Source organism: Bacillus sp. D48C (assembly GCF_053345735.1).
Map to the genome: position 1 here is coordinate 87,423 of NZ_JBKFAQ010000012.1, position 26,366 is coordinate 113,788.

At 35.3% G+C, this 26,366-nt stretch carries 25 protein-coding genes and 1 pseudogene; 17 read left to right on the plus strand and 9 right to left on the minus strand.

Annotated elements, in window-relative coordinates; all coding sequences use genetic code 11:
- A pseudogene (locus ACLBXA_RS23705) lies at window positions 1-597 on the minus strand (cell wall anchor protein); the annotation flags it as partial.
- Window positions 598-798: 201 nt separating this feature from the next.
- On the opposite strand from ACLBXA_RS23705, the gene ACLBXA_RS23710 reads away from it, so the two are divergent.
- The 7 genes from ACLBXA_RS23710 to ACLBXA_RS23740 all read left to right on the plus strand — a co-directional run bounded on the left by ACLBXA_RS23710 (window position 799) and on the right by ACLBXA_RS23740 (window position 7,380).
- The gene (locus tag ACLBXA_RS23710) at window positions 799-1,677 is read left to right on the plus strand and encodes an ROK family protein (protein WP_017762758.1); all 879 of its coding nucleotides are present in this window, start codon (window positions 799-801) and stop codon (window positions 1,675-1,677) included.
- A gap of 128 nt (window positions 1,678-1,805) precedes the next feature.
- Window positions 1,806-2,402: a TerD family protein gene (locus tag ACLBXA_RS23715; protein WP_001121586.1), complete on the plus strand. Its 597-nt coding sequence runs from the start codon at window positions 1,806-1,808 to the stop codon at window positions 2,400-2,402.
- Window positions 2,403-2,425: 23 nt separating this feature from the next.
- On the plus strand, window positions 2,426-3,010 hold the full coding sequence (locus ACLBXA_RS23720; RefSeq protein ID WP_000146729.1) for a TerD family protein: 585 nt from the start codon (window positions 2,426-2,428) through the stop codon (window positions 3,008-3,010).
- An 85-nt stretch (window positions 3,011-3,095) separates the two neighbouring features.
- The gene (locus ACLBXA_RS23725; protein ID WP_000236653.1) at window positions 3,096-3,674 is read left to right on the plus strand and encodes a TerD family protein; all 579 of its coding nucleotides are present in this window, start codon (window positions 3,096-3,098) and stop codon (window positions 3,672-3,674) included.
- A 72-nt stretch (window positions 3,675-3,746) separates the two neighbouring features.
- On the plus strand, window positions 3,747-4,538 hold the full coding sequence (locus tag ACLBXA_RS23730) for a TerC family protein (RefSeq protein WP_000025702.1): 792 nt from the start codon (window positions 3,747-3,749) through the stop codon (window positions 4,536-4,538).
- A 109-nt stretch (window positions 4,539-4,647) separates the two neighbouring features.
- Entirely contained in the window at window positions 4,648-6,279 is a 1,632-nt protein-coding gene (locus ACLBXA_RS23735; RefSeq protein ID WP_000492853.1) for a YceG family protein, read from the plus strand.
- 18 nt (window positions 6,280-6,297) lie between these two features.
- Window positions 6,298-7,380 (plus strand): toxic anion resistance protein, encoded by a 1,083-nt coding sequence (locus ACLBXA_RS23740; RefSeq protein WP_001064413.1) that lies wholly within the window; start codon window positions 6,298-6,300, stop codon window positions 7,378-7,380.
- Window positions 7,381-7,415: 35 nt separating this feature from the next.
- Here the strand turns inward: ACLBXA_RS23740 and ACLBXA_RS23745 are convergent, their stop codons facing one another.
- Window positions 7,416-10,082, minus strand: a complete 2,667-nt coding sequence (locus tag ACLBXA_RS23745; RefSeq protein WP_000073682.1) for a cation-translocating P-type ATPase — start codon at window positions 10,080-10,082, stop codon at window positions 7,416-7,418.
- A 192-nt stretch (window positions 10,083-10,274) separates the two neighbouring features.
- On the minus strand, window positions 10,275-10,499 hold the full coding sequence (locus ACLBXA_RS23750) for a DUF1128 domain-containing protein (RefSeq protein ID WP_000366196.1): 225 nt from the start codon (window positions 10,497-10,499) through the stop codon (window positions 10,275-10,277).
- 174 nt (window positions 10,500-10,673) lie between these two features.
- On the opposite strand from ACLBXA_RS23750, the gene ACLBXA_RS23755 reads away from it, so the two are divergent.
- From ACLBXA_RS23755 to ACLBXA_RS23765, 3 genes are read left to right on the plus strand one after another with little or no spacing between them, the layout of a single operon-like run.
- Window positions 10,674-11,138: a low molecular weight protein-tyrosine-phosphatase gene (locus ACLBXA_RS23755; RefSeq protein ID WP_000250910.1), complete on the plus strand. Its 465-nt coding sequence runs from the start codon at window positions 10,674-10,676 to the stop codon at window positions 11,136-11,138.
- Window positions 11,139-11,191: 53 nt separating this feature from the next.
- Entirely contained in the window at window positions 11,192-11,707 is a 516-nt protein-coding gene (locus ACLBXA_RS23760; protein WP_001085387.1) for a DUF4075 domain-containing protein, read from the plus strand.
- A gap of 6 nt (window positions 11,708-11,713) precedes the next feature.
- Window positions 11,714-12,580, plus strand: coding sequence for a YihY/virulence factor BrkB family protein (locus ACLBXA_RS23765; RefSeq protein ID WP_001226536.1), 867 nt, complete (start codon window positions 11,714-11,716; stop codon window positions 12,578-12,580).
- Between the two features lie 188 nt (window positions 12,581-12,768).
- Here ACLBXA_RS23765 and ACLBXA_RS23770 read toward each other — a convergent pair whose 3' ends face one another.
- A complete protein-coding gene (locus tag ACLBXA_RS23770) occupies window positions 12,769-14,694 on the minus strand; it encodes a heavy metal translocating P-type ATPase (protein WP_136804581.1) in 1,926 nt (641 codons plus the stop codon).
- Window positions 14,695-14,964: 270 nt separating this feature from the next.
- On the opposite strand from ACLBXA_RS23770, the gene ACLBXA_RS23775 reads away from it, so the two are divergent.
- The 3 genes from ACLBXA_RS23775 (at window position 14,965) to lepB (ending at window position 17,428) form a co-directional block, all read left to right on the plus strand.
- Window positions 14,965-15,915: a DMT family transporter gene (locus ACLBXA_RS23775; RefSeq protein WP_000845710.1), complete on the plus strand. Its 951-nt coding sequence runs from the start codon at window positions 14,965-14,967 to the stop codon at window positions 15,913-15,915.
- Between the two features lie 117 nt (window positions 15,916-16,032).
- Complete coding sequence (locus ACLBXA_RS23780) at window positions 16,033-16,713, plus strand: lysoplasmalogenase (protein WP_097825775.1); 681 nt, start codon at window positions 16,033-16,035, stop codon at window positions 16,711-16,713.
- A 178-nt stretch (window positions 16,714-16,891) separates the two neighbouring features.
- Complete coding sequence (lepB, locus tag ACLBXA_RS23785; protein WP_000983696.1) at window positions 16,892-17,428, plus strand: signal peptidase I; 537 nt, start codon at window positions 16,892-16,894, stop codon at window positions 17,426-17,428.
- Window positions 17,429-17,465: 37 nt separating this feature from the next.
- Here lepB and ACLBXA_RS23790 read toward each other — a convergent pair whose 3' ends face one another.
- On the minus strand, window positions 17,466-20,228 hold the full coding sequence (locus ACLBXA_RS23790) for a tetratricopeptide repeat protein (protein WP_000151407.1): 2,763 nt from the start codon (window positions 20,226-20,228) through the stop codon (window positions 17,466-17,468).
- 487 nt (window positions 20,229-20,715) lie between these two features.
- Between ACLBXA_RS23790 and ACLBXA_RS23795 the strand changes: the two genes are divergently transcribed.
- Window positions 20,716-21,309 (plus strand): DedA family protein, encoded by a 594-nt coding sequence (locus ACLBXA_RS23795; RefSeq protein WP_000434870.1) that lies wholly within the window; start codon window positions 20,716-20,718, stop codon window positions 21,307-21,309.
- Window positions 21,310-21,320: 11 nt separating this feature from the next.
- Here ACLBXA_RS23795 and ACLBXA_RS23800 read toward each other — a convergent pair whose 3' ends face one another.
- The 3 genes from ACLBXA_RS23800 to ACLBXA_RS23810 all read right to left on the minus strand — a co-directional run bounded on the left by ACLBXA_RS23800 (window position 21,321) and on the right by ACLBXA_RS23810 (window position 22,676).
- Complete coding sequence (locus ACLBXA_RS23800) at window positions 21,321-21,749, minus strand: EamA family transporter (protein ID WP_000100295.1); 429 nt, start codon at window positions 21,747-21,749, stop codon at window positions 21,321-21,323.
- 209 nt (window positions 21,750-21,958) lie between these two features.
- Window positions 21,959-22,105 (minus strand): BH0509 family protein, encoded by a 147-nt coding sequence (locus tag ACLBXA_RS23805; protein WP_000817786.1) that lies wholly within the window; start codon window positions 22,103-22,105, stop codon window positions 21,959-21,961.
- A gap of 154 nt (window positions 22,106-22,259) precedes the next feature.
- Entirely contained in the window at window positions 22,260-22,676 is a 417-nt protein-coding gene (locus tag ACLBXA_RS23810; RefSeq protein WP_000550220.1) for a pyridoxamine 5'-phosphate oxidase family protein, read from the minus strand.
- A 178-nt stretch (window positions 22,677-22,854) separates the two neighbouring features.
- Here ACLBXA_RS23810 and cax point away from each other — a divergent pair, with 178 nt between their 5' ends.
- Together cax and ACLBXA_RS23820 are read left to right on the plus strand one after the other, a co-directional pair.
- Window positions 22,855-23,910, plus strand: coding sequence for a calcium/proton exchanger (cax, locus tag ACLBXA_RS23815; protein ID WP_000482131.1), 1,056 nt, complete (start codon window positions 22,855-22,857; stop codon window positions 23,908-23,910).
- Window positions 23,911-23,991: 81 nt separating this feature from the next.
- The gene (locus ACLBXA_RS23820) at window positions 23,992-24,789 is read left to right on the plus strand and encodes a YfkD famly protein (RefSeq protein WP_002083605.1); all 798 of its coding nucleotides are present in this window, start codon (window positions 23,992-23,994) and stop codon (window positions 24,787-24,789) included.
- Window positions 24,790-24,824: 35 nt separating this feature from the next.
- Here ACLBXA_RS23820 and yfkAB read toward each other — a convergent pair whose 3' ends face one another.
- Window positions 24,825-25,952, minus strand: a complete 1,128-nt coding sequence (yfkAB, locus tag ACLBXA_RS23825; RefSeq protein WP_242297809.1) for a radical SAM/CxCxxxxC motif protein YfkAB — start codon at window positions 25,950-25,952, stop codon at window positions 24,825-24,827.
- Between the two features lie 213 nt (window positions 25,953-26,165).
- On the opposite strand from yfkAB, the gene ACLBXA_RS23830 reads away from it, so the two are divergent.
- Complete coding sequence (locus ACLBXA_RS23830) at window positions 26,166-26,348, plus strand: SE1561 family protein (protein WP_000513558.1); 183 nt, start codon at window positions 26,166-26,168, stop codon at window positions 26,346-26,348.
- Window positions 26,349-26,366: the final 18 nt, after the last annotated feature.

Consider the following 26,366-nt stretch of genomic DNA (forward strand, 5'->3'; position numbering starts at 1 on the left):
GTTGCCACCAGAGCCGTTGCCGCCAGAACCGTTGTCACCAGAGCTACTGCCACCAGAACCGTTGTCACCAGAGCTACTGCCACCAGAACCGTTACCACCAGAGCCGTTGCCGCCAGAACCGTTGTCACCAGAGCTACTGCCACCAGAACCGTTACCGCCGGAACCATTGCCGCCAGAACCGTTACCACCAGAGCCGTTACCGCCGGAACCATTGCCACCAGAGCCACTGCCACCAGAACCGTTACCGCCGGAACCATTGCCGCCAGAGCCGTTACCGCCGGAACCATTGCCACCAGAGCCACTGCCACCAGAACCGTTACCGCCGGAACCATTGTCGCCAGAGCCACTGCCGCCAGAACCACTGCCGCCAGAACCATTGCCGCCAGAACCGTTGTCACCAGAACCACTATCGTTCTGAGAACCGTTATTTCCTGGAGGTTTATTATTATCCTTTGAGTTTCCTTCTGCAAAATGATCACTATTTTGTACAATAGCGTTTGTTAATGGGCGGAAGTTTTCAGTTGCAGCATTACCAATATTTAAACCGCTAAAAAAAGATAAAGAGAGTGTTGATGCTAAAATGAAGATTTTCGTCATGGTTTTCCTCCTAAGAAATTAATATTCCATCTAAAATACATCCCTTTGTAATATTTCTTAGGAAAAAGAGTTTTATGCAAAAAAAACTATATATAGAAAAAGGTGGTGTATTTCTCAAAGCAGAAAAGAGTTAATGTAGATTTCCTACAAATAGTAGAGGCGGAGAATTTACATTCAGAACGGTAGAGGAAGTGGCAGTAGATGAAAGAGTATATAGCGTTTGATATTGGCGGTACGCAAATTAAGTATGGCATTGTTTCAGAAATAGGGAGAGTATTAAAGCGTAAAACAGTTGCAACAGAAATTCATTTAGGCGGAGAACAAACTATTCAAAAACTTATATATGTATCAAAAAAAATAATGAATGAACATACTATTGCAGGAATTGGTATTAGCACCACGGGGATTGTTGATATTAATAAAGGAATTGTGACGGGAGGTGCGGATCATATTCCGGGATATCGTACTATTCCTATTATTGATAGATTGCAAGAGATATTAAAAGTTCCAGTATCGATTGACAATGATGTGAATTGTGCAGCGTTTGGAGAAAAATGGAATGGTAGTGGAAGAGAGAAAGAGAACTTTATTATGCTCACCCTTGGAACAGGGATTGGGGGAGCGATTTTTATAGACGGAGAATTGTACCGAGGGCATTCATTTAGTGCTGGTGAATGGGGGAATATGTTAATAGAAGGAAAACCGTTTGAAGAGGTTGCCTCGATTTCAGGATTAATTCGTCTTGTCAGAAAATATAAAGGCAAAGGTGAGTGGAATGGGAGATTAATTTTCGAGTTGTATGATAAAGGAGATCGGGAAGTTGCTCAAGCAGTTAGGATCTTCTTTAAACATTTGGCAATCGGAATTAGTAATCTTGCTTATATTTTCAATCCAGAAAAGATTATTATTGGTGGAGGAATTACCGATAGAGGAAATGAGTTTTTAAAAGAAGTAAAAGAAGAGGTCAGTAAATACTTAAATCAAGAGATTTATAATAATTGTGAGATTGAACTTGCACAAAACGGTAATTGTGCAGGAATGATTGGTGCTATTTACCACTTCTTACATCATCATAAGTAAATTATATGAATGTTTTCATATAACTGAGAATTTATCCTTTTTATCGCTAGGTAAATAATGCTACAATATAAGAGAAGAATACAATATTTTCCGATTTGGAAAATGCTTTGTAGAAAGGGAGAAACTTCATGCCTATTATTTTAGAAAAAGGTCAAAAGATCGATTTAACGAAAGGACAACCAAAAGTAGCAAAACTACAGGTTGGCTTAGGCTGGGATCCAATTGGGCAATCAGGTGGATTTCTGTCTTCATTATTTGGAAGTAAACCAAATGTAGATTGTGATGCATCTGTTGTTATGTTAGAAGGAGATCGTTTTTTAAACAAAAATGATTTAGTTTACTTCGGAAATAAACTTTCTACTTGTGGTAGTATTATTCATTCAGGAGATAATTTAACAGGTGAAGGCGCTGGTGATGACGAAACAATTTTCGTAGAATTACATAAAGTTCCGAGCCGTATTAATCGTTTAGTATTCGTTGTAAATATTTATGACTGTGTAAATCGTCGTCAAGATTTCGGGATGATTCGTAATGCATATATTCGTATTCAAAACCCGCAAACTGGTGAAGAATTAGCACGCTATAATTTATCGGATAATTATGCTGGCAAAACGACTCTAATTGCAGGTGAAATGTATCGTCACGGAAGTGAATGGAAGTTTTCAGCTGTTGGAGAAGGCACACAAGATAAAAACTTAAGTGAGATTGTATCACGTTATCAATAAAATAAACCGAGGAGGAATTGAATATGGCATCAATTTCATTGAAAAAAGGACAAAAGGTAGACTTAACAAAAACGAATCCGGGTCTTTCAAAAGTTCTTGTAGGACTAGGTTGGGATACGAATCGTTATGACGGACAAAACGATTTCGATTTAGATGTTAGTATTTTCTTAGTAGGCGCTAACGGTAAAGTTTCAGGTGCAGAGGATTTCGTCTTCTATAATAACCCAAAAGGTGCGAATGGTGCTGTCGAGCATTTAGGAGATAACCGAACTGGCGAAGGTGAAGGCGATGACGAATCGATCAAAGTAGATTTGAAAAATGTACCTGCACATATCGAACGTATTTGTTTCACAATTACAATCTATGATGGAGAAGGTCGTAGCCAAAACTTCGGACAAGTTTCTAACTCTTTCGTACGTATTTTAGATGAAGAAAAGAATGCAGAATTAATTCGTTACGATTTAGGAGAAGATTTCTCTATTGAAACAGCCGTAGTAGTAGGTGAATTATACCGTCATGCAGGTGACTGGAAATTCAATGCAATCGGAAGTGGATTCCAAGGTGGATTAGCGTCTCTATGTAATAACTTTGGTTTAGACGTAGAGTAATAGATTTAATTTATATATCCATCGGTGAAATGTATGTTTACCGATGGATATATTTTTAAAGATAAAAATATAGAGGTGAATATAGATGGTTATTCAATTACAAAAAGGACAGAAAATTGATTTGGGTAAGACAAGCCCTGGTTTAACAAAAGCAGTAATTGGTCTTGGATGGGATATTAAATCTTATGACGGTGGATCAGATTTCGATTTAGATGCATCTGCCTTTTTATTAGATGCAAACGGAAAATGTACGAAGGAAACTGATTTTATCTTCTATAATAATTTACAGTCTCCTTGTGGATCTGTTTTACATACAGGAGATAACCGTACAGGTGAAGGTGAAGGTGACGATGAGCAACTTGTTGTGGACTTAAAGAAAGTTCCAGCAGATGTGCACAGAATTGCTATTACAGTTACGATTTATGATGCAGAAGGCCGTAGTCAAAACTTTGGACAAGTAGGAAATGCGTTTGTTCGTTTAGCAAATGAAGAGACGAATGAAGAAGTTCTTCGTTTTGATTTAGGGGAAGATTTCTCCATTGAAACAGCAGTTGTCTTTTGTGAATTATACCGTCATAATGGACAGTGGAAGTTTAATGCAGTAGGAAGTGGATTCCAAGGTGGTTTAGGTGCGCTTGTAAGAGCGTATGGCTTGGATGCATAGAAAGGAAACGATATTCGTTTCCTTTTTTTGACCTTTCTATAAATCTAGCAAAGAATAGGGGATAAAGGTAAGATGAGTATTTTGCAAGGAATCCTTGATACGTATGCTCAGTTTTTCGACTTGGACATGTGGATTAAAGTGTTGCAAGATCCAGTATCTTGGGGATTAATAGGTACACTTGTTGTACTTGAAGGTTTGTTATCTGCCGATAACGCACTTGTGTTAGCAGTAATGGTAAAACACCTTCCGGAAGAAAAACGTAAAAAAGCATTATTCTATGGACTTATTGGAGCTTATGTGTTCCGCTTTATTGCGATTGGAATTGGAATGTTCTTAATTAAATTATGGTGGGTAAAACTTCTTGGTGCACTTTACCTTGCTTGGTTATCAGTAAAATACTTTATTGATAAGCGTAAAGGTGCAAGTGAAGAAGACGAAGCTCACGGTATGAATCAAAACAGTATTTTCTTTAGAATGTTCGGTGTCTTCTGGGGAACAGTTGCGATGGTTGAATTAATGGATATCGCGTTCTCTGTAGATAGCGTACTTGCTGCATTTGGTGTATCTAATGAAGTTTGGATTTTATTATTAGGCGGAATGCTAGGTATTTTAATGATGCGTGGTATCGCTGGTGTATTCTTAAAATTGTTAGAGCGTATTCCAGAGCTTGAAACGACAGCATATATTTTAATCTTAATTATCGCATCGAAGATGCTATTGTCTCTAATTGATATTCATATTAGTCATACACTGTTCTTCATTATTTTAGTTGTAGCATTTGGAGCAACATTTATAATTCACTACATGAAGAATTCTGGACAAGCTAAAGAAGAAGTTGCAGCTACTAAAGAAGACAATAAATAATTGAAATGGGTTTGCTCGTTTTACGAGCGCCCATTTTTTATAACCAAAAATAGTTTATAATAGAAGAAAGATTTAGAAAAAACGTAAATGTTTTTGGAGGTGAACTGTTGTGTTTTCACGTTTTACACTTCAACCATATGCATTAAAAGATGAATCAGATTTAAAGCAATTTGAAACACTTTTAGAAAAACGCCCACAATATGAGCTGACAGAGAATGAAATGAAATTTAGTTATATAGCATGTCGAATCCTTGGCGTTCCTAATGATGTAGATGAATATTTTAATGAACTGTTTGATTATAGTGAAGCGAAAGGAATCGAAGTTTTACACGAACAAAATTTAAACAAAGTGATTGATTCGGAAAAGCTTCGTCATATTCAAGAAGTGTTCGGATTACATCAAGAAGCACCAAATGGTCTGACAGTAAATAGGCTAGTTGCACATTTATCTGGGAAACAACTTTTACCGAAAGTAGACAATCCTGATTTACAGCATTACATACATGCGACGTTCATTTCAGTATTGAAATTATATGAGAAACAACATAATCAGTCGTTAAAGACAGAAGGTTTCCGTCGTTTCTTAATCGACATAATTAAACTAAGCGAAAATTACGTAGCGAAGTGGTTCTCTACGATTAATTATAAGAAACAAATGCCGCGTATCGTTTGGTATGGTGATGCACAGGAAAGCCGTATATATTTCTTATATTTTCTTATTATGCTCGGTTGTGATGTGCTTTATTATCACCCCGAAGGAAAAGATGGATTTGAAAATATTGATGAAGAGGGAAGAACTTTTGTTGTATCTCATCCGGGTCGCATTTCGCTTGAACCATTCCCTGATCGTCGACGTGAGCGTGTTGCAACAGTAGCGTATCAAGCTTCGAAAGAAATTGAACAAGTACTTCACCACGATAATTCACTATTATATAAACCGTGGCAATTTCGTTCGTATACACCTGTAGCACGTACGTTAAAAACGACATATGATGAACTCTTTTTAATTACGAAAGAAAAGGCATTTGTACGTCCAACATTCTTTGTTGAAAATAAACATATTTATATTCCTTCTTTATTTGCGAAAATATCAGGCGTTTCAAAGAATGATAAAGAATATTTTCAACGATTAAAGGTTGTTACATCATTTGATAACAGTTTATTAATTAATACATTCCCATTTACGAAAGAGCAAAAAGCAAATTTCCAATATCATTATCGAGATGCATTGGACCGAGCTGGGAAATTACATCCTGATCTAATTATGAATAGCCATTGGTGGCCGCATAAGCGTTTACCGGAAGGTTTACAACATGGGATTGCAGAGGCGATTATCCATACGTGCGAAAGTGAAATATGCAAACCAATTGCGAAAGAAACGAAACAAGATGTAGCACTGTATGTTTTCGCACAACTTTCTCAAATACCACCTAATATTTTAGAACAGCTTGAGAAATTTGATTATTCACAAGATGTACCGAAAATTGTTATATTTAATAATGAGAAGAGTGGAGAATTAACTCGTTCTGACGCTGTTTTATTACTATTTTTGAATCAAATTGGAGTAGATGTATTCCATTTCAATCCCACGGGCAGAAACGATATTGAACCGTATGTTGAAGCAGGAGCATTCGATTCCCATTGGCTTGAAGAAGTTAATTTCGATCTTGAGTTTCATGGCTCATCAGCCTATAAAAATTTATCACAAACAATAAAAGGACTATTTCGTCCATTTTTATAAGGAAAGGGAGAATACCATATGAATAACCCAGTCGTACTAGATTCGAAAACTGAATTGAATGAGCAAACCGCACAAGATGTTCGCTTGCAACTTAGACAAGATGCAGATGTGCAACGTATTTATAACGCAGTAGATATTAAAGATCAACTGGAATTAATTGAACTTGGAAAAGAACCTTCTATGGAAATTTCACGTTTCGCTGATCAAATTTTACATACAATGTCTCTATCAAAGATAGAAGATTCTGGTGAATTGTTAAAGCAACTTGGTAAAATTATGGACAGATTTGATAGTAAAGACTTTGCGGAAGAAAAAAGTGGTTTCTTCTCGCGCATGTTCAAAAAAGCGGATAAAATGATAGAACAAATCTTTAGTAAATATCAAACGATGGGCCGCGAAATTGATAAAGTTTATGTGGAAATTACGAAGTACCAAGATGAGATGAAAAAATCAATTGGTACGTTAGATGGCTTGTATGAGCAAAACTTAAAATATTATTTAGACTTAGAGAAGTATGTAGTAGCAGGAGAAATGTTATTAGAGCGTTTAAATACAGAATTAGTTCCGATGTATGAAGAGCGCGTGCGTAATAATGATCAATTAGCAGGTATTGAATTAGAGTCGCTTAAAAACTCGGTTGAAATTTTAGAGCAACGTATTGATGATTTAGAAAAAGCTCGTATGGTTGCGCTACTTACAGCACCACAAATTCGCATGATTCAACGTGGTAATAATAAATTAATTGGTAAAATCAATACAGCATTTATTACGACGATTCCTATCTTTAAAAATGGTATCATTCAAGCAGTAAATGCGAAACGTCAAAAGCTTGTTGCAGATTCTATGGCTGAACTTGATCGCCGTACAAATGAATTACTTAAGAAAAATGCACAAAATATCGCAACGCAAAGTGTAGAAGTAGCGAGATTATCAGGTTCTTCTAGTATTAAAATGGAAACACTTGAGGAAACTTGGAACATTATTTCAAGAGGTATGCAAGAAACACAACAAATTGAAGAACAAAATAAACGTGAGCGTGAAGAAAGTCGCAAGCGTATGGCTACATTAACAGAGAATATCAAAAAAGAATTACAAGGATAAATGAAAAGGCAATGAGGAATAGTCCTCATTGCCTTTTAGTTTCTCTTCACTAATTTAATAATTTCATTCACAACAAGTGGAATGATACTTAATAAGAGAACAAATCCCCAATCTCGCATCGTTAATGCATGTACACCGAATATATTTGCAAGGGGCGGGATGGAGATGATACAAACTTGCATAAGAACACCGATAAGAAGGGAGAAGACTAAATATTTATTTGTAAAGATCCCAATTGAAAAAATCGATTTCGTTCTTGAACGCAAGTTAAATGAATGAACAAGCTGAGAAAAACTAAGAACGACAAATGCCATCGTTTGGGCATGTAATAGAGCATCCTCATCAATTCGCTCTGGGAAAAGAGGGAATAAATTTGTATCTCCAGTATAGAATTTTGCTCCGGCGATAAAGGCTATTAACGTTAAAATCCCAATGACAGCCCCATTGAAAATAAGAAAAGGAACGCTACCACTAAATAGGCTTTCTTTCGCATGTCGTGGTTTTTCCTTCATCACATCTGGATCTTCAGGATCAACCCCAAGTGATAATGCAGGCAGTGTATCTGTAATTAAATTTACCCACAAAATATGAATAGGTCGTAGGGGTGTTGCCCAGCCAAGTAAAATCGCTAAAAATAAAGCGATAATTTCTCCAAAGTTACAAGAGAGTAGGAAGAGAATTGATTTTTTTATGTTACGATAAATATTTCTACCTTCCTCAACAGCTTTCACGATAGATGAGAAATTATCATCTGTTAACACGACATCAGCTGCTCCTTTTGCGACATCTGTTCCTGTAATGCCCATCGCTACGCCAACATCAGCTTGCTTTAAAGATGGTGCATCATTGACACCATCACCAGTCATAGAAACGATATTTCCTTTTGCGCGTAATGCCTTTACAATTTTCACTTTATGCTCTGGAGAGACTCTAGCGAATACATTTAAATGATTAATTTTGCTAGCTAGTTCTGTATCTGAAATGTTATCTAATTCAGTTCCAATCATAATTTCAGATATTTCTTCAGCAATGCCAAGTTCTTTGGCAATTGCAAAGGCGGTATCTTTATGGTCACCGGTAATCATAACTGTGCGAATACCGGCTTTTTTACATTCTGTAATTGAATCTTTCACTTCAGTTCGCGGTGGATCAATCATACCGACAAGACCGATAAAGATAAGATTTTCTTCAAGATGATTTATATCCACATCGTTTGAATTGTATTTTTTAAATGCGAATGAAAGTACTCTTAAAGCTTCTTGAGACATTGCTCCGGCAGATTCTAATATTTGATTTTTATCAGAATCAGTTAAAATCTCGATTTTCCCGTTTTTAAAAATATGGTTACATCGAGGTAAGAGCTTATCGATAGCACCTTTCGTCATGCTATAGCAGTTTTCATCGTATGTATGCACGGTTGACATCATTTTACGATCTGAGTCGAAAGGTAGCTCGTTAACACGTTCATGTATTTTTTCTAAATGATCTTTTTGCATGTTAAAAGTGCTTCCGGCCACCAGAAGAGCAATTTCAGTCGGGTCCCCGGTTTGTGATTCGTTATTGTAAGACGCATCATTACATAGCACCATATTCTCTAACAATAGACGTTGCGTATCATTATTTACATTCAAATGTTCTAAGTGATCGTATGTGTTATCACTATAAAAGTGAGTAACAGTCATTTTGTTTTGCGTTAATGTGCCTGTTTTATCTGAACAAATAATTGTGACAGACCCGAGAGCTTCAACAGCAGGAAGTTTACGGATGATGACGTTTTGTTTAATCATACGCTGCACACCAATTGCAAGAACGATGGAAACGATAGCTGGCAAGCCTTCTGGAATAGCTGCAACGGCTAAACTAATAGCAGTCATAAACATTTCTAGTGTATCTCGTCCTTGTAAAAAGCCGATGAGAAACATCACGATACAAATAGCTACAGCAACAAAGCCTAAATACTTTCCGACTTGTGCTAAGCTTTTTTGAAGTGGTGTCATATCATCGTCTGCTTCATGTAACAGGGTAGCAATCTTACCAATTTGTGAGTTCATTCCAGTTTCAACAGCAACACCGACGCCTCTTCCGTATGTTACAAGAGTAGACATAAAGGCCATGTTTTTTTGGTCGCCGAGTGGTACTTGCTCATCACTTTGCATGGAAGGGTGGTAGATTGCATCTTTATCAACAGGGACAGATTCACCAGTTAGAGCAGATTCTTCAACTTTTAAATTTGCGGTTTCGATAAGGCGTAAATCGCATGGGATATATCGTCCGGCGTCGAGCATAACGATATCCCCTGGAACGACGTGCTCAGATGGAATTTCTTTTAGTTCACCATTTCTCTTGACGATAGCTTTAGGCGTCGCCATCTTTTTCAATGCCTCTAAAGCTTGTTCTGCTTTCGATTCTTGGACAACACCGATAACAGCATTTAAAACTACAACGAGCGCGATAATACTGGCATCCGCCCATTCACCTACAAAGGCAGAAATAAGGGCAGCAATAATAAGGACATATACGAGGACGTCATTAATTTGGGCGAAAATACGCTGCCATAAAGTGCGTTTTTGTTTTGTAGCTAATTCATTAGAACCGTATTGCTTTAAACGGTCACTTACAATCTCATCTGTTAAACCGTGTTGTTCGTTTGTTTCTAGGTCAATTAATGTTTGATCTTTCGTCTTACTGTACCAATTGCTCATAAGTAAGCACCTCCAGTAAAAACAGTTAGCAATGGTAGTGTTGCTATTATTTGTGAGTAGTATGTATGGAGAAAAAATCTAAGATGAGGTTCTACTTCTATTGTACAATATTTTACAGTTGGTTGAGGGAAAGAGAAGAGTTGTCATGAATTTGTTGGAAATAAAAAAGAGCCTCATATAAGAGAGGCTTTTTTACTTTTTAATTAATGTACCTAATTCTTCTGTAATAGCTTGCATTTCACTAATGCTGAAAGTTTCACGTTTCATAACATGATCATAAATGTCACGTAAATCTTCGTACATTTCTTCGTTAAAACTAGCAGCTCTCATCGCTCCAGCATTAACCATACGTAATTTTTCTTTAATAGCTTCGACCATATATTCAACGTTTTCTTCTGACTTTACGGATAAATCCACCGAAGTGTCCCCCTTTAAAATAACATAAGGCTATCTTAACATTTTTTATCATTTTCGTTAATGAATCTTTTCAATCCTATTAAATTAGTAGGGATTTCCTTTATATTTAATAATTGGTTGTTTATACTATAAGTATATATGAAGAAATGCACCAAGAAGGGAAGAAACAAAAACATGGTTCAAGTATTGTTTGTTTGTCTTGGGAACATTTGCCGTTCTCCAATGGCAGAAGCGATTTTTCGAGATCTTGTCGTAAAAGAGGGACTCGAAGAGAAAATTGTCATTGATTCTGCAGGAACTGGAGATTGGCATGTTGGCCATCCGCCACATAAAGGAACACAAAAAATTTTAAAAGAAAATGCAGTCACTTTTGAAGGAATTAAAGCAAGGCAAGTAGAAAAAGAAGACTTAACAAAGTTTGATTATATTATTGCCATGGACAACAAGAATATAGCAGATTTAAAAAGTTTAGGTAAAACTGGAGGCTATATTGGTAGACTGTCCGACTTTGTTCCAGACGGTGGCTGGACAGACGTTCCTGACCCTTACTATACAGGGAATTTCCAAGAAGTATATGACCTTGTAACAGAAGGGTGTGCAAAGCTATTAGCTTTCATTCGAAATGAACAAGGAATATGAGGAAGCTTAGAAAGAAATACTTTCTAACATAAGAAATGAAAGGGTGAAGGAATATGGCAAAGAAAAATAATATTGCTCGAAACATTGCGATTGGTGTAGCGGCAGGTGTAGCTGTATCCATGTTAAAGAAAGAAAACCGTGAAAAAGTAAAAAATACAGCAGAAAAAGCAAAAACAAAGATGATTGAAATTGGTGAAAATGCAAAGATCAAAGAAAAAGTGCAAACTGTTACAGATAAAGGACGCGAACTTGCTGATTTCAATGTGGTAAAAGCGAAAGTAGCAGAAATTAAAAAATTAACGCCATCTGTTGTAGAGACGTTAAAAGAAACGAAAGAAATTTTTAGTAAGAAAAAAGTTGAGCCAGAAGAAAAGCCAGAAACGATTGAAATTCAAGCTGTATCTCCAAAGGTAGATGAGCTGAAAGCAGAAGAAGAGCCAGTAGTTGCTGAAGATGGTGGTATGAAAGAAGCGCGTGAATTATTTATAAAAGACTCAAATGCAGTGGAAAAAAAAACTGAAGCGTACATTGAGTTAAAGCAAGATAAAGAAGAGAAGAAAAGCGTTTAAACATATATGAGAAAAATTTTAGAAAAGGTGAGAAGAAATCGTACTTATTCGTTTGGTAAAGATTTATATGACCGGACGATGCGCGATGATGTAGCGGGCTTGGCAGCACAGCTCGCTTATTTCTTCTTGCTTGCAATTTTTCCTGGGCTCGTTTTCTTAATTACGCTTCTTGGATTTATTCCCATTCAAACAGAGGATGTGCTTAGTTTATTAGAGGTTTATGTACCAGATGATGCAATGAACTTAATTGAGGTAAATGTAGATAAAGTTGTAAACCAGCAAAATGGTGGTTTATTATCATTTGGTTTATTATCCATGTTATGGTTTGCCTCAAATGGTGTTAATGCGGTTATGAATGCTTTTAACCGAGCTTATGACGTGAAGGAAACACGTTCTTTTATTACAACAAGAGCGTTATCAATTGTGTTTACATTAGCTATTATTTTTATGATTGTCTTTGCGTTAATTGTTCCGGTATTCGGACAAGTTATTGGAGCAGCAGTGTTTAAAGCACTCGGTTTATCAGATAGTTTTTCTTTCGTATGGAGCATTACACGATTAGTAGCGAGTTTCTTCGTACTATTTGCTTTGTTTAGTTTCTTATATACATTTGCACCAGATCGAAAGTTAAAAAGAAGAGAAGTTATTTCAGGGGCGTTATTTGCTACTGTAGGATGGATTGTGGTGTCTTACTCATTTGCTTATTATGTAGATAAGTTTGCGAATTACGCCAATACATATGGTGGTCTCGGTGGTATCATTATTTTAATGTTATGGTTTTATTTAACTGGATGGGTAATTTTACTTGGCGGTGAAATTAATGGTTTACTCCACCATTATAGAACCGGTGACAATAATTCCCGTAATGAATAATGAGCTCTTGTTCCATAATAAAAAGGAACAGGGGGGATATTTCATGAGTAATAATAAAAAGAACCATAATAATAAAAGTAATAATAAACAAAAGAGCAGTTCGCATCCAAAGCATAAAACGAGTAGCAGTGCGAACGGTCATAATAGCTATCATTAAAAAAAAACGGGTCCTCTATGAGGGACCCGTTTTATTTGCTTCCTTTTAGTAATCGTAAGCCATTCAAAATGACAAGAATCGTACTTCCTTCATGGCCAATAACACCGAATGGAAGAGCTAAAAATTGCAAGAAGTTTGAACAAATTAGCATGGCAATAACGGCTAGCGAAAAGATTACGTTTTGCTTCACAATACGGTTCATTCGTTTTGATAAACGAATTGCTTGGGAAAGGCGAGATAGTTCGTTCTTCATCAGTACAACATCTGCAGTTTCTAAAGCTACATCTGTTCCTTCTCCCATTGCGACACCAATGCTAGCAGTAGCTAGTGCAGGGGCATCATTTATACCGTCTCCGACCATTGCTACTGTACCGTATTTTTCTTTTAACTTTTTAATCGTTTCAACTTTTGTTTCTGGTAAGCATGATGCGTAATATTCCTTTATATTACTTTCAGAGGCAATTGCTTTTGCCGTTTCTTCATTATCTCCAGTAATCATAATTGCTTCGACACCAATGCTTTGTAAATCACGAATAGCAGCTATTGTTTCTTGGCGAAGCGTATCTTTTAAAGCGATAAGTCCAAGAATGCCTCCCTCATCACTAATATAAACGACAGTTTTACCTTCTTTTTCAAGTGAGGCAGAAATACCATTATGAAATGTCTTTGTTTCTTCACCGATAAAATCAGCTTTACCTATTTTATAAGCGATGTTTTCCAATCTTCCTTTTAGACCAAAACCAGTTACATCTTCAACCTTTTCTGGTTTTTTTAATGTAATGTCGTACGCATGTTGTGCATATTTAACAATGGATTCAGCTAAAGGATGTGTAGAGTGACTTTCAATTGATGCTGTAATAGAAAGTACTTCTTTTTCTGTTATATTTTCTCGAACATATACATCTGTTACGGTAGGTTTACCTTCTGTTAATGTTCCTGTTTTATCAAACGCGATTGCTTTCACAGAAGCAAGGCGTTCTAAATGTATACCGCCTTTAAAGAGAATACCGTTTCTCGCTCCGTTAGAAATGGCTGATAACGTAGCTGGTGTAATGGCAGCTACGAGCGCACAAGGAGATGCGACTACAAGTAAGATCATAGCGCGATAAAACGTTTCATTCCAGCTCCAGTCAAGTAAGAAATGAGGAACGAACATCATAAGCGCAACAACGAGTAGTACACCTTTTACGTATGTTCCTTCAAACTTTTCGATGAATAGTTGTGATGGTGATTTTTCACTTTGTGCACTTTGGACGAGACGGACAATTTTTTGGAATAATGTTTGATCGCTCGGCTTCGTAATTTTAACTTCGATAGCACCACGTAAATTTACAGTACCGGCAAATACTTCATCGCCATGTCTTTTCTCATTTGGAATAGGTTCTCCTGTGATTGCTGCCTCATCGATATTTGTTTCACCGTTATGAATCGTACCGTCAGCAGGAACACGTTCACCAGGTTTAATTAAAATAATGTCGTTAATTTGTAACTCTCCAACAGGAACACGTTCTTCAGTTCCGTTGGAAATACGTAATGCTTCTTCAGGTTGTAAGTCAAGAAGAGCGGAAATTTCTTTTTGGCTTTTACTTAACGTATAAGATTCCATAGCACCGCTGAGCGCAAAGATAAAGATTAAGATAGCCCCTTCTGCCCAGTAGCCAATAATTGCAGCACCAATAGCTGCAAAGAGCATTAGCATTTCAACATTTAGCTCTTTTTCTTCAATCGTATCTTCAATGCCTTCTTTCGCTTTTGCATATCCACCAACTATATAAGCAAGGATATAGCAAGTAATACCTACATTCATTGCATCGTTCTTTGTGAATAACCAGCCAACTAAAATAAAAATACCAGATGCTACTGCAAATACAAGTTCATAATGTTTTTTTAATGTGTCCCATAAAGAGGGATGGGAAATTGCTTCTTTTGCCTGTAACGTTTTTACTTCTGAGTTCATTACTACTCGCTCCTTCCGAATTCTTATTGAGAAAAATAATCAAAATCGAAACCCCTATAAAACGACGAAAGCTGCCATCCATAATGGATAGCAGCATTTCTGTTGAATCTGTTTTTAATCGTTATTATATTGTAATTATTCTATAGTATATCATATGTTTTTATGAGATGGTACGGTTTTGTTTCAAGTATAAACGGAAAACTTGTGTTTTCGCAATTCCTCTGGTATATATGAATATTGTTCATAAAAGATCGGAAAGGAAGACAACAAGTGAAGACAGAGAAATTTTTTACCCATCCGATTGGCGTATTTATTGCTGCAATAGTAGCAACTTTTTTATGGGGAAGCGCATTTCCTTTTATTAAATTAAGTTATGTTGAACTTGGAATTCAACCACAAGAAGTTGGAGAGCAAATATTATTTGCTGGTTATCGTTTCTTGTTATCTGGGGTAATGCTTTTATTCTTTTTTAAAGTGTTAGGGAAAAATATGAGCTTCAAAAAAGGAACGGGGAAACAGTTAATACAAATTGGTTTATTCCAAACGTTTCTTCAATATATCTGTTTTTATATTGGAATGAGTTATAGTTCGGGGATTGAAGGAGCTATCATTTCAGGGACATCATCATTCTTTCAAATTTTACTCGCCCATTTTGTATATAAAGATGATGCTCTCAATATGAGAAAATTAATTGGGGTATCGATTGGTTTTTGTGGCGTCATTTTAGTAAATGTGCCGAGTGATGGTAGCTTATCATTTCATTTTGGAATCGGAAGCTTATTACTTCTTAGTGCAGCAATGCTGTATTCATATGGAAACATATTAGCAAAAGAAGGTAGTAAAACATTAGATGTTGGCTATATGACAGCATACCAAATGATTTTTGGTTCTATAGGATTATTATGTATAGGGGCTTTACAAGTTGGAGTAATGCCATTTACATTTAGTCTACACGCACTACTTATGCTGATTTATTTATCTTTCTTATCTGCAGCTGGTTTTTGCATTTGGAATACAATTATGAAATACAACAAGGTTGGAAAAGTATCTATGTATATGTTCTTTATACCCGTATTTGGTGTGTTATTATCGAGCATGATTTTAGGTGAAGCAATTCATTCATTTGTGCTACTTGGTTTAGCATGTGTAGCCGCGGGAATTATTGTGGTAAATCGGACGCCAGCTAAGCAAAAAATAGAGCAAGAAAAACAAGTGGCATAGAGAGCAGAAAAGCGATTACAATGGAAGAACAGTGCTGTTCTTCTTTTTTAGAAAAAGGATAATAGACTAAGTGTAACGAAAAAAGATACAAAAAGCATTTATTGAGGAGAACATATTATGAATCTACTTTACGTGGTGTTAATTGGGCAAATACTTCTTTTTTTTATTGGTGCAATTTATGCAATAGGGCAGACAAAAAGAACGAAAGTTAATATGCCGTTACCTTTAGCAATCCGTCTTATTCTTAGTTTTTCTTTAACAGCTAGTGCAATTTGGATATGGTTACAAGATCCATCTGTAGAGTATAGTACGTGGGTTGCACTTGGTATGACTTTATCGACTGTGGGAGATTTGTTTATGGCTGGGTTGATTCCAATTGGTCATCGATTAATTGGTGGGATGGTTACTTTCGCCCTTGCTCATTGTTTTTATGTAAAAGCATTTTTGCAAACAGGAATTTCATGGAATGGTTTTTGGATTGGCTTACTTGTATATGGGCTCTTTCTAATTGTAGGATGGTTCTCCTTTATCCGAAATGATAAACAGGATAAATTGTTTACGATAGGAGCTCTAATTTATGGATTGTGGGTTGGGGGAATGGCGTGCTTTGCATTCGCCTTATATTATGAAAATACAGGAATATGGTGGATACCAGCGTTTGGTGGTTTACTGTTTGTGATTTCTGATTTTATTATTGGCGTGACAGATATCGGAGGGCGCAAATTGAAGTATGAGCCACTTTGGATTTGGTTTACATATGTAGCTGCTCAAATGTGTATTGTATATGTGGGATTATAAAAAGATACTCTCAAAAATAGTGGATAGACTATTTTGAGAGTATCTTTTTTGCTTGTTTAATTTGATCAGTATTGTTATTTTGAAATTTCTAATATTATAATTTAATAATTCAGAATTTTATAGAAAAATATCAGTCGTATTATTTATAATAAAAGTAAAAAGATGATGAGATGGTGAAATGATGCAAAGGAAAAAATGTTGGCGTGAATTTTTTGGAACGATTGCAATTGCATGTTTATTGGTGTTTTTGGCGAAAATTTTTGTGTTTTTCCCTACGACTGTAAAAGGAGCATCCATGAGGCCGACGTTGCAAGATGGAGATAAGGTGATTGTTAATAAGTTAGCAAAACAATTTGAAAGCTATGGGAGAGAAGACATTATTGTTGTGAAAACAGATAATTTTTATGTCAAAAGAGTGATTGGATTGCCAGGAGATATTATTGAGATGAGAAATGATCAATTATATGTAAATTCTGAAGTGAAAGATGAAGAGTATTTGGATAGTAATAAAAAACAAGCAGAAAAAAAACTTATGAATTTAACAGAGGACTTTGGACCGATTACAATTCCTAAAAATAAGATTTTTGTTATGGGAGATAATCGCCTAATAAGTAAAGATAGTAGAAATGGTTTAGGTTTTATTGATAGAGAAGATGTGTTAGGAAAGTTAGCAGGCATTTATTATCCGTTTGAACATATGAAAATAATAAAGTAAAAAAACCAAGCAAATTTTAGTTTGCTTGGTTTTTCTGTTAAACAGTAGGAGATTCGTTAGATACAAAGATATCTTCATGTTTCTTTGTAGTACTTAAAACGAATTTATGTTGTAGCAATTGTAGTTTAAATAACGCTAAAGGATCATGATATGTTTCTGGATTGCTTCTTAGCGTTGCTAATGTTTGTTCATCTTCCTGTATCTCAAGTTGAGCTGCATCCACATTTTGTTTCAATATGCTAAGTGGATCTTTAAAGAACATCATGATATCGCGTTCTAATGCCCCTTCAAATACTTCAAATTGTAGGAAGAATTGTTTTGAAATTGTGTGAGCAATTTCTGTATAGTCTTCTGTTTCAATATATTGTTTATATTTGTTGGCGAGCATAGATTGGTTTTTTTGCATATTACCAAATAATTTTCCGGCACTTTTTAAGAAAAACTGTGTCGGTGTAAAGCGTAATAAAATATTGATGTTTGTTACTGTAATTCGATTTGTCATTCGTACAACATCTCGATTCCAATCATCTAATAATTTGAAATCGCAAGGAAGTTTCATACGTTCTTCTTTATATAATTTATTAAATGTTTCACTCATTTCATCTAAATAAGCTTGAGCTTGAATAAATTCATTATGTGCTGTTTCAATCCATTCTTGAATAGACCCAGTAAATTTAGGAAGAAGTACCTGTTGTACATGCTTTTGAACTCGTTCATTCATTGCAGCATTTAATTCTTCATGAACTAGTTTGAAATCACTATCTTCTTGAACAAGATCAGAGCAGCTCTGTAATAATTCAGGAATTTGAGAATGTATATCTCGTGTAATTTCTTCTTTCGTTAAAAGATAGGATTCGGTAATAGAGCGAATTTTATCTTTTTCAAGAGCAGTAAGGTTATTAATAAATCCAGTAAGTTTCACTGAGATGTGTTTATTCCAGCGTACGGATTTTACTAATGTATTTTCTAATTCCACACGTTCGTTTATGAGATAAGCAATCGTCTTTTGCGTAAACCATATTAGCTTTTCTATACGTTCTTTTTCTATATCGCGTTTTGCAAGATTAGAGAGAATAGATTCTGTTACATCTCCAAGTTGCTGGCTACTCTCTTGCGAAGGAGAGTAGGGGAAGAATTGTGCATCTGGAAAATGCACTTTAAGTTTACTAATTAGTTTTTCATTAGTAGTCGTATTATTTGTGTGTAATACGAAGTGAATTTGTAAGTTTGATACTTGTTCACGTAAATAAATTAACGTATCAATTTCTTCACTATGCAATGGTGAAGAAGAATTTAATACGTAAACAAGACTATCTGCTGCTTGTAAGTATTCAAAGTATGCATTGTTTTTATCCAATTGTCCTTGAATGGATGGTGTAATAAGAAATGTAAACTTATTTTTTCTTAAAAACCTACTTGGTAGCTTAATTTCTATACATCTTTTCTCAAGTTCCGACTGAGCAGATGTAGCCGTTATTTGATGGAATTCATTAAGGTTAGGGATACTTCGTATATCTAACGCGGTAAATTCTGTTATTTCAGTTTGACTAGCGTCTTTAAATAGAATAGGAGTTGTTAAAGTTTCATTTAAGATGTTCTCTCCTAATATTGAATTAACAAATGATGTTTTATCATGGTCACTAGTTCCAGCTATTAGTAGTGGCGTGACATTTAAATCGCATAGTTCATGGACGAGTAGCGTAAATTGATGACTTAAATCTACATCATTTTTCTCAGCCCACACAGCGATTGTTTCGAATAAATGAGAAACTGTTTCCATATTTACATCTGCTTCAGCAGATGTATTAGAAAGTAAGGATCCAGCACTTTTTACGAGTAATGATTCTAAAGTTGTAGGTGAGACTTCATTCCATGCTAACACTGCTGCAGAGACAACTAGAGAATCTTTTGCTTTCGTTAAACTGAACCAATTTGTTAATAAATTTGGTACAAGTCCGTTTAATTCATGCATAAAATGATTTCCGGTAATTAATGCAAAGTATGTTTCTTGATAGCGAGTAGAAATTTCATTCCAATCGTCATTATTGTCTGTTTCAATATGCAAGAATAAATGATTAATACTTTGAATCCAAGGAAGGTATAAGGATTCATGTTGATAGCTATTCCAAAGAGCAATAACAAGTTCTTTAAATTGAGCTTGATCAACAGCATATAGAGCTTTTAAAGACTCATAGAAATATTCAGGCTTAATATTTTTTGTAAATCCTTTATTTATGTAATTTATTAACGTATCAAACCAGTGTAAAGATTGTGTTCGAATACCTTCTTGAACAGCTAGTTCGATAGCGTTGTTCCAATCTTCTTGTTTTTCATAGAAAGAACGTGCAATTGCAGTAATATTTGGGTAATCCGGTTGGAATGCAACAGCTTCACTAATCGTCTTAAAAGCAAGTCCTAAACGATCTTGTTCGATATAAAGAGAAAGAAGTTGTAAGGAAACCTCCATCGTAAGAGTTGTATCTTCTGTTTGAATGGATTGATAAATTTCTTCTGCCTTTGGTAAAAATCCTAGTTCAAAATAAGCATCTGCAATATTTTTTGTTGCCCAAAGTGCAAGAGCATTATTTACTTTTTCCCATTTAAATATAGCTGCTTCAAAATCTTTATTTTGATAATAAAATTCACCTTGAGCAAATCGAATATTAGAAATGTTGGAGAATTCATTTTTAGATTCATTTATATATGCTTCACCGAGTACTTCCGATGCAGGAGTAGAAGTTTCTTCTGTTAAAAATGTTTTATAGTAAACTTTTTGAATAAATTGATTTTCAATGGTCATGTTCGTTCCCCCCTGTATAATTTAGAAAAATGATGTTGTATGTAAAAGGGTTCATGTTCTTTTAATAGGTAGAAGTTGCATTATATAGACCAAACTATGTTTTTGCTAGATATATCATTTTTCTTGAGAGTTAAACCGTTGCGAAAAGTAACTTTCCTTTATTGTAACAAAAAAACACGCATATGAATTTTTATTTTTTATCGGGTCATTTGCGGGCAGTAAGAATCTACTCTCAAAATTGGTGAATGTAAGTGAGTTATGTGGGAGTCGGGATGTCTGTAGAAGCAAGATTGGCGTAGATTAATAATTAGTAGAGGATGAAGAAAAGCCCCACTGATTAAAGTTTCACTTTATCTCTGTTAAAGGAAAGAATAGAAGTAGAGTTCATTATAAAAACAATGTATAGTGAATATGTATACCATGTTTGCCTTAAAGATAGAAAGGGTACAATGTGGAATAACGATCGTGCATAGGATGTGTCTTCCGAATGGAACAACATATTGGCGAGTTAATCGCGCATTATGGCTATTTTGGAATTGTTATAGCTTTGGCTGGTGGGATTGTCGGATTACCGATACCAGACGAGTTTTTATTGACCTTTATTGGTTATAATGTTTCAAAAGGAGTTATGTCAGGAACTGCTGCTTTTTTAAGTGGGATGGCTGGTGCGATGTTAGGGATTACGTTAAGCTACATATTAGGTTTAAAACTTGGGCTCCCTGTTTTAAAGAAATATGGGCCGAAAATTAGAATTAAAGAACATCACATTGAAAAAACACATATTTTATTTGAAAAATATGGGCCATTTCTTTTAATGATTGGTTATTTTATACCGGGAGTACGTCATTTAACGGCATATTTTGCTGGGGTATCAAATTTGACACTTTGGCGTTTTTGTTTGTACGCTTACGGTGGTGCGCTCATTTGGATAAGTGTTTTTATTGGGCTTGGCTGGAAGTTAGGCGAGAAGTGGCGCTTCGTTGAGTATAGTTTACATCATTATGGAATATGGATTTTATTAATTTCAGCAGTTGTTACATGTGTTGTATGGTTTTACATAAAGAAAAAGAAAAACCGCTAATAGCGGTTTTTTTAGCTGAAAGCAATAAATAATACACCAGCTGTAATAAAGACTACACCAACACCGGTCATAAAGTTTAACTTTTCACCGAGGATAATCATAGCGAGAATGATAGAAAATACGACGCTTAATTTATCGACAGGAGCTACTTGTGAAACCTTTCCTGTTTTGAGGGCAAGAAAATAAAATAGCCATGAAGAAGCACCTGCAATCCCACTTAATGTGATAAATAGCAGTGCTTTTTTATTTAGCAGTACGTCGCCGATATTTTGAAATTTACCTTGTATGATAATAACGCCTATCATAAATAATGCCATAATAATAGATCGAATTGTTGTTGCAACGTTTGCATCGATTCCGTCTAAACCAAACTTTCCAAAAATCGATACAAGGGCAGCAGCAATTGCTGATAATAGTGCAAATAAGAGCCACGAACTCATAGTAAAATCCCTCCAATCTTACAGTATTATACATGAAAATGATTCTCATGTATAAAGTTGAAGTAATTAAGGTTTATAGGAAGCATGACTCCAACTTAACTTCTTGCTCCACTTGAATTTTAAGGTGGGAGTTTTACTGCCCGCAAATAGTGGGCTAAATAACGAAATAATCCCCACCTTATATTTTTAATAAGGTGGGGATTATTATGCTACTCTGCAATTTCCTCATATAAAAAGTACGTTACATTATAAATATGCTCTACTTCATCGTCTGTCATAAACAGTAATTCGTCACGCTCAATCCCTTTCTTCTTTTCAATAAACTCAATCATATTTTTGCGTTCTTCTCTCTTCATCAATTTTATTTCTCCTCTCAATCTGTTTTAATACAGTTTATTTAAGTTACTGCTATTATATAACAGAATCTTTAGAAAGTTCCACCTATTTTATTGTTTTTTTCAAAAGAACTTTTCGACAAAACAAGCCCACCTAAAGGGGGCTTGTTTTATTTTATAGTCGTAAAAACTCAGGCTCCGTCGTACCGGCACCATCGATGTAATAAATTGTGTCGGGATTGATTTTTATCAATACGTAATTAGGGTCTTCAGGACCGAGTAACCAACGTTTTAAGCTATTATTCCAAAACTTGTTTTTTAATGTTGAGTCTTCCTCGATTGAAGCTAACCCTTCAACTTCAATATAATCTTCATCTAATTTTTTTCCTTCTCGTCCGAGTAGTACATGGACATTAGGATTTTGTTCAATATCTGTTATCTTTTTTGATTGTCGATCTGTTGCAACATATAGTACAAAATCTTCATGGAAAAACATCATAAAGGCACTATGCGGTTTCTCGTTACGTACTGTGGATAATACACCGGTACGTTGTCCTTGGATAATAGTTGCAATTTTCTCTTTTAAGTGCATATTCTTTACCTCTTTTCCTAATTTATATTTTCTCTGTTTAAACAATATAATTTAAATATCTTTCATACTGTTTTCTTCAAGTCGATTTTTTAAACGTAATTGTGATGAAATCGGACAAGTTAGGAGAAGAATAATAATAATATTGAGGAGAAATACATACGATGGAAGGGTGAAAAGCATGTTTAATAAAATATTTCTTATAGTAGCACTTATAGGTGTACCACTATCTGTACTTGGAAAAACACTTCATTGGCCAGAAACAATTATGTTCGCTGTGTATTGTATTACGATTATCGCGTTAGCTGGTTTTATGGGGAGAGCAACAGAGAGTTTAGCAATTGTATCTGGTCCTAGAATAGGCGGATTATTAAATGCTACTTTCGGTAATGCTGTTGAACTTATCATTTCAATTTTTGCACTTCAAGCAGGGTTAATTGAAGTGGTGTTAGCTTCTTTAACGGGTTCTGTACTTGGAAATTTATTATTAGTAGGAGGACTATCCTTCTTTGTAGGTGGACTTAAATATAAAAGGCAAAGCTTTAACGTTTACGATGCAAGGCATAATTCAGCTTTATTAATATTTGCTGTTGTCGTGGCCTTTGTTATTCCAGAGATCTTTTCAATGAAGATGGACGCTGGCAAGACGTATCAATTAAGTATAGGTGTTTCTATTATTATGATTATCATGTACATTGCTGCATTACTATTTAAGTTAGTTACGCACCGTGGTGTATATCAACATAAAAGTGACGAAGTAGCGCATGAAGAAGAGCCAGAGTGGTCGAAAGGGAAGGCACTCCTTATTTTAGCGATAGCAACACTGGCGGTAGCTTATGTATCAGAGGCGCTCGTGCATACTTTTGAAACTGTTGCAAAATCATTTGGTTGGTCAGAATTATTTATAGGGGTTATTATCGTTGCAATTGTTGGAAATGCAGCGGAACATGCATCTGCAATTATTATGGCTTATAAAAATAAAGTAAATATTGCAGTCGAAATTGCAATAGGTTCTACATTACAAATCGCCATGTTTGTTGCTCCTGTACTAGTATTGCTATCTATGTTCTTCGCGCAGAGGATGCCTTTAGTATTTACCATACCAGAACTTGTATCTATGATTACAGCCGTTTTCTTAACGATTGCGATTTCAAATGATGGAGATACAAACTGGTTTGAAGGCGGCACTTTACTAGCGGCGTATGTCATTATGGGAATTGGTTTTTATTTATTATGAAAAATAGGCATAACAATTGTGCTCAGAGAAAACAATAAACAAAGTAGTATATATACCTTTACATAGGAAGGAGCCAGACAGGTGAAACGAGTATACAGCATATGTCTTTCAACTATGGTCTCGTTTATTTTATTATTTCCTAACATGAGTTTTGCAAAGACAACAGTAGGAACAAAAATGCCTTCATCTGTTTTAAATATTTCAAAAGACAATACATTTCCAAATGATGCGCAAGATTTGCCACGTTTACAGCCAAGTAAGTTTGCTCAAGAACTATTGAAAACAGCTAATATTAAAATTGAAAATCCAGACTTAATTCGGATGTTTAATGAAACGACAATTTCAAATGCGCCGCTTGCAGTAGGGTACCGGGCAAAAATTTATTTAGGTCAATGGGCTTTACATTATGAATCAGTAGACACATCGATTAATTGGGAATATAAACAAGTGAATCGAAATGTGTATGATAATCGCGGAGGAGACCGTTTATATCCACTTCGCTATAAGCAAGAAACACAAAAGACGGTTGAAGGCGATTTAACAGCAGATATGAAAGATGCTGCAGATGTGAAAAAAATGATGCTTCTCAAAGCGCTTGAAAAAGTACAATTGCCCCTTTCGTTTAAAACAACTATTGGTTATGGTACTGGACATGAGCGTGTGTATAATATTAGTCCGAGTCAACTCGGATATTTATACGCTTATACACCAGCAGTAAATGAAAAGGGAAAAGTAACATTTGGAGAAGTGTATCTTGTATTAAAGGGAAATCAAAAAAGACTTGTTGTGAAAAATATTACTTCTCAAGGAATTGGAGCGGCGATTCCAATTCATGATCATTTATTTTTTAAATTCATTTCTTCTTCCCACTCGCAATAACATAAAAAAACGTCAGCTTATAAGCTGACGTTTTTTTATAATGTAATGTTTGCTGTTTTTGATAAGAAATCTTCTGTCGGATAGTAGCTGTTTTTTACAAGAACATTTGGTCCAAGACATTTTACTGCAGGACAGTGACAGCTTAATGATTTTGCTGTTTTTGAAGCACTCCATTTGTCATATGCTTCTTGTAATGTGTTTGTTTGTATGTTTCCTAGAAGTGGAACATCACCAAAGTCCGTCACAATAATATTTCCATCGAAAATATTTACATTTAAACGAGAACGGCCATCTGGATCGTTACGAACGGTTACATTTTTGCTCTCTTGTAATTTTTTTAATGTGGCAATGTCTCGCTCGTCATCGCTACAAGCATAGAAAGGTAAAGTTCCAAATAACATCCATACATTTTCATCGCGAATTTCTAGTAAATGCTCAATCGCATCACGAATTTCAGCTTTTGTTAAAATCTCTAGATTACTCGCGAAGTCACTTGGATACATTGGGTGAACTTCATGACGTTTACAGCCCATCTCTTCGACGATTTGGCGGTGAATATGTTCAATATGTGGTAGAGTTCTTTTGTTTAACATTGTTTCGGCAGATACAAGTACACCTGCATCTGATAGAGCCTTACTATTTGTAATCATTCTTTCGAATAATTTTGCACGTTGTTCGTAAGTAGGTTTACGCTCCATCATTGCAAATCCGCCTTCAACGAAGTCATCAATTGTTCCCCAGTTATGAGAGATATGCAACACGTCTAAATAAGGAATAATTTGTTCGTAACGTGCTAAATCTATAGTTAAGTTAGAGTTGATTTGAGTGCGAACGCCTCGTTCATGGGCGTATTTTAAGAGTGGTGTTACATAGTTGTCGACGGATTTTTTTGAAAGCATAGGTTCTCCGCCAGTAATACTTAAAGAACGTAAATGAGGAATCTCATCTAATCGTTTTAATAAAAGATCCATCGGAAGCGGATTTGGGTCTTTCGGCTGTAACGTGTAACCAACAGCGCAATGCTCACAGCGCATATTGCATAACGTCGTCGTTGTAAATTCAACATTTGTTAATAGTAGTTTGCCGTACTCTTCAAGGTCCATATACGCTTCCCATGGATCGTAAGAAGGAGTAATCGGCTTCATTTTTTGTGATATCGTCATATGAAATACTCCTTTGACTATTGAAATAACAATTTGTCCATTCTCTATAATAGAAGAATATGTGCTTTTTATAAAGTGAAACTTTTTAGCATGAAAAGAGAGAGGGCTTACATTATAGTGGATGACTGTGACAAAATTGGTGAAATTTCATGCCCATAGCAATCATTTTTGCGGTATAATAAAAGCAACTCGAATTAAAAGGAGAGTGCCTTCATGGGAAAAGCAATTCAAGATAAAGATACACAATTAGTATATTTAAAAGAGCGTTTAAATATGTTCATTGAAGTAATTGATACAATTGAACCTGAAGAAGTAGAATTAGAAGATGTAGATCGTCTTCTTGCAATGTTAGATGAATTAGAATTAAAATGTGAGCAATTTAAAAAAGACGAATAATATATTAAAAAGGCTGCC